The organism is Cetobacterium somerae ATCC BAA-474 (genome assembly GCF_000479045.1).
GTDB lineage: Bacteria > Fusobacteriota > Fusobacteriia > Fusobacteriales > Fusobacteriaceae > Cetobacterium_A > Cetobacterium_A somerae.
The window spans coordinates 1-6,023 of the sequence record NZ_KI518112.1 but is presented as its reverse complement, the minus strand read 5'-3'; the positions used below and the strand labels follow the sequence as shown (position 1 = coordinate 6,023).

Annotated in this window: 7 protein-coding genes and 2 riboswitches; of the genes, 4 read left to right on the top strand and 3 right to left on the bottom strand. The window is 26.0% G+C overall.

All coding sequences use genetic code 11. The features are described from left to right. The first annotated feature begins 170 nt into the window (after positions 1–170). On the top strand, positions 171–944 hold the full coding sequence (locus HMPREF0202_RS14670) for a hypothetical protein (RefSeq protein ID WP_051364124.1): 774 nt from the start codon (positions 171–173) through the stop codon (positions 942–944). Between the two features lie 306 nt (positions 945–1,250). Beyond that, positions 1,251–1,403: a pentapeptide repeat-containing protein gene (locus HMPREF0202_RS15705; protein ID WP_084537628.1), complete on the top strand. Its 153-nt coding sequence runs from the start codon at positions 1,251–1,253 to the stop codon at positions 1,401–1,403. 68 nt (positions 1,404–1,471) lie between these two features. On the opposite strand, the gene HMPREF0202_RS04300 is transcribed toward HMPREF0202_RS15705, so the two are convergent. Both HMPREF0202_RS04300 and HMPREF0202_RS04295 read right to left on the bottom strand, forming a co-directional pair. Further along, entirely contained in the window at positions 1,472–1,921 is a 450-nt protein-coding gene (locus HMPREF0202_RS04300; protein ID WP_023052065.1) for a DUF4402 domain-containing protein, read from the bottom strand. A 97-nt stretch (positions 1,922–2,018) separates the two neighbouring features. Then, positions 2,019–2,095: riboswitch (cyclic di-GMP riboswitch) on the bottom strand. Beyond that, the gene (locus HMPREF0202_RS04295) at positions 2,087–4,030 is read right to left on the bottom strand and encodes a GGDEF domain-containing protein (protein WP_040406339.1); all 1,944 of its coding nucleotides are present in this window, start codon (positions 4,028–4,030) and stop codon (positions 2,087–2,089) included. Its footprint overlaps the riboswitch before it by 9 nt. Before the next feature lie 134 nt (positions 4,031–4,164). Beyond that, positions 4,165–4,240, bottom strand: a riboswitch (cyclic di-GMP riboswitch). Between the two features lie 161 nt (positions 4,241–4,401). Here HMPREF0202_RS04295 and HMPREF0202_RS04290 point away from each other — a divergent pair. Further along, positions 4,402–4,977 (top strand): 3'-5' exonuclease, encoded by a 576-nt coding sequence (locus HMPREF0202_RS04290; protein WP_023052063.1) that lies wholly within the window; start codon positions 4,402–4,404, stop codon positions 4,975–4,977. Positions 4,978–5,002: 25 nt separating this feature from the next. Then, positions 5,003–5,548 (top strand): hypothetical protein, encoded by a 546-nt coding sequence (locus HMPREF0202_RS04285; RefSeq protein ID WP_023052062.1) that lies wholly within the window; start codon positions 5,003–5,005, stop codon positions 5,546–5,548. Between the two features lie 24 nt (positions 5,549–5,572). Here the strand turns inward: HMPREF0202_RS04285 and HMPREF0202_RS04280 are convergent, their stop codons facing one another. Further along, complete coding sequence (locus HMPREF0202_RS04280) at positions 5,573–5,785, bottom strand: hypothetical protein (RefSeq protein ID WP_040406337.1); 213 nt, start codon at positions 5,783–5,785, stop codon at positions 5,573–5,575. Positions 5,786–6,023 lie beyond the last annotated feature (238 nt).

Below are 6,023 nucleotides of genomic sequence, written 5' to 3'. Positions count from 1 at the left end.
ATATAAATTAGATTGTATATGGAAAGTAATGATAGAAATGAAAAGATAGATATAAAAATATAAAAAATAATAAAAAAAGACTGTTGAAACAATCTTATAATATAAAATTGACTTTTAATAACAATAATATTAAACTACGAATAACAAATTCCAAAGGAGGAAGTTTTATTATGGAAGAAAAGAGAATTTTAAAAAGTACATGTTTTAGAATAAAAAAAGGCTATGATTTTTTTGAATATGATATAGATGGAATTGGAAAATTTGAAGGGAATTTGAATGATTTGATAAAAGATATAGAAGAAAGTTCTACAATGAGTAAAATGCTGAGTACAACTTCTTGGATAGAAAATGGAGCATATGGAATAAGTCATCCAAATTTATTAAAAAGAAATGCAGACCATGAAATTTTTACTATTTTAAAGAAATATGAAAAAAGGGATAAAGATTTAATAAAAGAATTATTAGTTTCATTATCTGTAGTAGGGAAAAGTGCAAAAGAATTAAAAGAACAAGAAGATCCAGATGCAAATAAATATTTTAGAATTTATTCTTTAGGGCTTAGAAAACTTATAGAAAATAATGAACTAAATTTAAAAGGATATTGTATACGTTTTGTAGAGAACCAAACTCCACAATATGTGGCTCTTTATGAATATAAAGAATGGCTTATCTATAATCCCGTAGAAAAAATAGAAAAAAGAAATATAGTAAAGGATAATTTTTTAGGAGTAGAGGAAGAACTTCCTCAAATACCAAATGATTTAAATTTAACCTTAGAAGTTTCAGAAGAAAAATTAAAATCTTATATAGGAAAAGAGGATTGGAAAAGATTTATGAAAAAGGCAGCAACAAAATCGAAGAGAGAAAAGTTAAGAAAATTAATTGCTAAGTTACCTGAAGAAAATATAAAAACTGCAGAAAAGAAATTAACAGACTTACTATAATATTATTAGGGTATATTTGCAAAAAATAACAAGAACCTCTGGGGGAGAGAGGTTCTTATTATTTGGGGGGATTAAATTATTTTTTACTTTTAACACTTTTTATAATATTTAGACTATAGGTTTTATAAAAAAGTTTTAAATTTTACAAAAAAAAGAAAAAAGCTTCTTAGATCTAGATAACTAAGAAGCTTCCCCCGTTAGCCCCCTTGACTATGACAGAGTCGGATAATATCTATTTACTATATAAAAAAGAAAAAAGCAAATTTATTTAAAGAAATTGACTTTTATAAAAATTATAATTAAACTATTTTTAGTAAAGAGATAGTAAAAACTAATTTCGAAAAATGCAGTTTAAAGAGATCAAAGTTTAATAATAGCAACTTTAAAGATACCGTTTTTTATGAATGTAATTTAGAAAAGTCAGACTTAAGTGATTGTAGTGGTTTAAAGATAGTTTAAAAATTACTAAGAACGGCAGAAAAACTATTGAGTTTTTCTGTCGTCTATTTTTTTGTTTAAGTTTTCAACTATTCGTATCTAACAATCATTGTAAGATTAGAAGTGTAGCTACCTGGAGTTTGAGTTGTTGGAACAGCTAAATCAACTCCTACAGTATGATAATTATAACCAGTTTTACTATTGATTGTAGGAATAAAATTAAATAAATCTGTCCATGCTCTTACTGGAAATTTTATTGAAGAATCAGTACTGTTTACCATTTCTATTGTACCTTCACCACTGTTTTCTCCAAGTTCTTTAATATATGCAATATACTTCTCTCCTGGTTCACCAGTTACTTTAAATTCACCGTCTACTCTTGAAAAGCTTCCAGCGACAACTTTTCCAAAATCGATATTTTTTGTGACTTCTACCTTTAAAGGTTTAATAACTTGGGCTTTAACCTCCATAATAGCTTCCTCTTGAGCAACAGCCAAAACTCCAATGCTTATAAAAAGTGAGCTTAATATTTTTTTCATATTTTGAATCCTCCTGTAAATTTTTTAGTTTGTAACTATGAAAAATTTTTATTCGATGTATTTTCGGAATAAAAAAAGCAACAATTTTAATTAAAATTGTTGCACCTGGCTGCCACATTAATAGGCCCTATAGTTTTGCGTCATAAAGTTTCCCTTACTTTGCCCTTACTTCTTATATTGCATAATTGAAAATCCATTTATTTTTTTAGCATCATACATTGCTATATCAGCTTTTTCAAATGACAGCTCTAAGCTTTCATCATTATTTTTAATATAGTATCCGATACTAAAAGAGATATTATATTTAGTTATAATATTGGAGTTTTTGCCCAGATATATTAATTTTTCTAATCTTTCTAAAAGATCATTATCACCATAATATAAATAAAATTCATCTCCAGATATTCTAAAAGTATTTTCTCTTGGAAATACATCTAATAAAAGTTTTCCAACTTCAGAAAGAACTGAATCCCCTTTACTATGACCATATTTATCATTAGTTTTTTTGAAATTATCTAAATCGATTACAATAACAGCACCTTTGATAAAATCATTTTTTTTACAAAACTCATTAAAAAGATACCTGTTGGGTAGATTAGTTAATTGGTCATACTTTAAAGCTTTTGTTAATTTTTTTTGGAAAACTATTTTACTAATTAGTACTAAAAGTATAAATATAGTTATATACCAAATTTTTTTCTTTTCCTCAGCTTCTTCAGTTATGTTGAGAACATATTCTTTCTGGTCTATTTCAACAAAATTTCTAATTTCATTTTTATCAATATCTCCAATAACTGCAATTGCTTTATTAAAAATATCTCTTAAAATTTTTTGTTTTTTTGAAAAAGCGAAATTAATAGGAATATCTTTTATTTTTATATCTTTATGCTGTTTACCACAGTCTCTATCATAGATGTTATATGGGCTTATTATATAACCAACTTCATCTTTTTTAAAAGCTTCAAATAACTCTGCTGTGGAGTTGTATATTTTCATATCTTCCTCTATAAAATATTCTTTACCAATATCTTGAGACTTTCCATCTTTTAAAACGCCGACATTATAATCACCACTATCAATATGATTAAGTAGATGCATTGGAATATAATCGATTGCTTCTGAAAAGATATAGCTAGATTTTCCTTCAGCAGTTGTTGAAAGTGTTAAAAAATCAATCTCTTCTTGTTTAAATTTTTTTTGTATATATGTCCACTTTTTCCCGTTGTAGGTATATTTTATTGGAATTTCAATAATACTAGCAATTTTATCAATATATTCAGGTAGTATTCCAATAAATTTATCACTATTTTTAATATATATACTTAAAGAGATGTCATCTTCAAGAGAAGTTGTTATAAATTTCTTTTGTGATAAAAAATCTTTTTCCTCTTCAGTTAAGCTATTTTGGAATCTTTCTCTTTGATAGTATAATGGAAGATTTTTAAAGTGATTAGATATTTTTTTACTATATTTTTTATTCAAAGCAGTATTTATGTGAGGTAATAAATACTCATATTTTTTATTTACACCAATGCAAACAGGAGCTAAAAATGAGACTAATAGTCTATTTTGAGATTTGAGAGCGATAAACTCTGAGTCTAAGTAAAAATTATCTTTAAAATCATCAATATTATCAACTTCTACGATATTTGCATCTATGTTGTTTTTTTCTAAAAAATCTTTTAAATGCTTTATGGGAATTTCATCCCCTTTAAACACATAAATTGTTTGATTCATTAAATCATATGGTGAATCTAAAGGAATTTTATCAGAAGCGACATATAGATTTTCACTAAAAATAGGTTTAGAAAGTAATATATTGTTTTTTCTAACAGTGTTTTTTGTGACCAACCCTAAAGCATCGATAGTTCCCTTTTCAAGATTATTATGACTTTCTCTCCAAGAACCATGAACTTCTTTTACATTTAATTTTAACTCATTTTTAAAGAGGTCACGGATAATTCCATTGATAGAAATACCATCAATTTCAACTTCAGTCTCTGGATAGTTTTGAATTCCTAGGTAAAAAGTATTATCATTTGAAAAAGCTACCATTGTCATAGTTAAGAATAGTAGTAGTTTTAAAAATCTATTTTTTAATAGTTTCAACTTTGTCCTCCATTTATTTTATCTAAATACAAATTTAGCTTGTAAAGTTATTCTTATTTAGTAGTGACTAAAAATGTGTATTTTTTAGGTGGACTAATCCTAAAATAAAAAAAACAACAATTTTATAAAAAAATTGTTGCAACTGGCTACCATTTTACAGGTCCTATAGCTTTGCGTCATAAAGTTTCCCTTATTTTGCCTGCTTGTTTGAATAAGCATTCATATGATATATTATAAATGTAGTTTAATCAATTTGAAATTTACTGTAAAAAAGTATGTAGAGAATTTCAATAAGTTTTATAAAATATTTTATATTGTAATTTTAAAAATGATAGAGTATTATTAAAATATAGATAAAAGGGAGGATAGGTATGAAATTATTATATTTAGATACAGAAACAACTGGATTAACTGATAACTCTGCAATAGTTCAAATAGCTGGTGCTATAGAGATAGATAACGAGGTTGTAGAATGGTTTAATATTAGATGTAAACCTCATAACGGAGCAGATATTTCAGAAAGTGCTTTAAAAACTATAGGATTTACAGTAGAAGAACTTAACAAAGAGCAGGAGCCAGAAGAGGCGTTAAAAGAGTTAGAGAAAATTTTTTCAAAATATGTAGATAGATATGATAAAAATGATAAATTAGTTATGATTTGTCATAACTATCCATTTGATTTTAGAATGTTATATAATTTTTATAATAGATTAAATAATAGATTTATGGGAAGCTTTATTGATTTTAAATTAAACGTATGTACTCTTAATTTAGTAAAATCACTTCAAGTTATGGGAATTTTACCAGTTTTAGAAAACAATAGATTAGAAACGTGGTGTAAACATTTTAATGTTTCACTAGAAAATGCACACGATGCTTTAGAAGATATTAGAGCAACAAGAGAGGTTTATAAAAACATAGCTAAAGTTCTTGAAAAAGCCAAATAATTAAAAAATTATAATAGGAGGAAAGATGAAAAAGGTATGTTTAGTTATAATGTCAGTAGTTTTAACAAGTATGGTATCTTTAAGTGCAGAGATGAAATCAATGAAATCGGAAACTCAAAGAGACAGAGAAGTTGAGGAAACTTTAATTAAAACTTATTCTCTTAAAAGAGGAGAGGATATAGTTCACTACATGTATAATAAAGTAGATTTAAATGGAGATAAAAAACCTGAAGTTATAGTTTATGCATATGGACCTATGTTAGGAGGAACGGGAGGAGATTCCGGACTTATTTTAAAAGAGGTTAGTGAAGGATATCAAGTTATATCTGAACTATCATTAGTTCGTACACCAATAATTATAAGTGATAATAAAACAAAGGGATGGAATGACATTATAATGGAAGTTTCAGGAGGAGGAGCAACTCCGGGACAAGCAGTATTAAAATTTAATGGGAAAAAATATCCCTCTAATCCATCTACTCAACCTATGTTAGGAAAAGATGCTAAAATAAAAGGAGTTAAAATTTTAGCAGATGAATTTGTACCAAATGTAGGAATACCTTTAGAATAGTTTTTGATAAAAAGACACTAGAGATTATTTAGTGTCTTTTTTATTACTTCTTATAATTTCAACGATTTGATATATTAATAAAGCTATATCTCCAATTAAAAAGAGAACAAAAGTCATTAACTCTTCATCAGTAGATTCCATTTGAATTAAATGAAAAGATATAAATAAAATTAATATTATGTTTGCAAAGAAAAGAGCTCTTTTTCTTTTATTTTTAAAAAATGCATTATTTTTCATAAAAACCATCCTTAAAGTACTATAATTAATTTAAACTAGAATTATTATATCATTATTAGTTGAAAAAGAAAAGAAATTAAACTAATTGTTCGAAAGTTAGTCTTATAAAATAAAAATAAAAAAAATGAAAAAACTAGTTGATTTTTTTTGCAAAAATTGATAGAATTAATAACGAATAAGAAAGATTGAAGAGACTTCTTAACTGAAATGCCTGGGTGGCGGAATAGGTAGACGCACA

Bases quoted from the DNA above. Each gene is read 5' to 3' on its own strand.
- HMPREF0202_RS04290 (WP_023052063.1), top strand. From the start codon at position 4,402: ATGAAATTATTATATTTAGATACAGAAACAACTGGATTAACTGATAAC.
- HMPREF0202_RS04285 (WP_023052062.1), top strand. From the start codon at position 5,003: ATGAAAAAGGTATGTTTAGTTATAATGTCAGTAGTTTTAACAAGTATG.
- HMPREF0202_RS04280 (WP_040406337.1), bottom strand. From the start codon at position 5,785: ATGAAAAATAATGCATTTTTTAAAAATAAAAGAAAAAGAGCTCTTTTC.
- HMPREF0202_RS04300 (WP_023052065.1), bottom strand. From the start codon at position 1,921: ATGAAAAAAATATTAAGCTCACTTTTTATAAGCATTGGAGTTTTGGCT.
- HMPREF0202_RS14670 (WP_051364124.1), top strand. From the start codon at position 171: ATGGAAGAAAAGAGAATTTTAAAAAGTACATGTTTTAGAATAAAAAAA.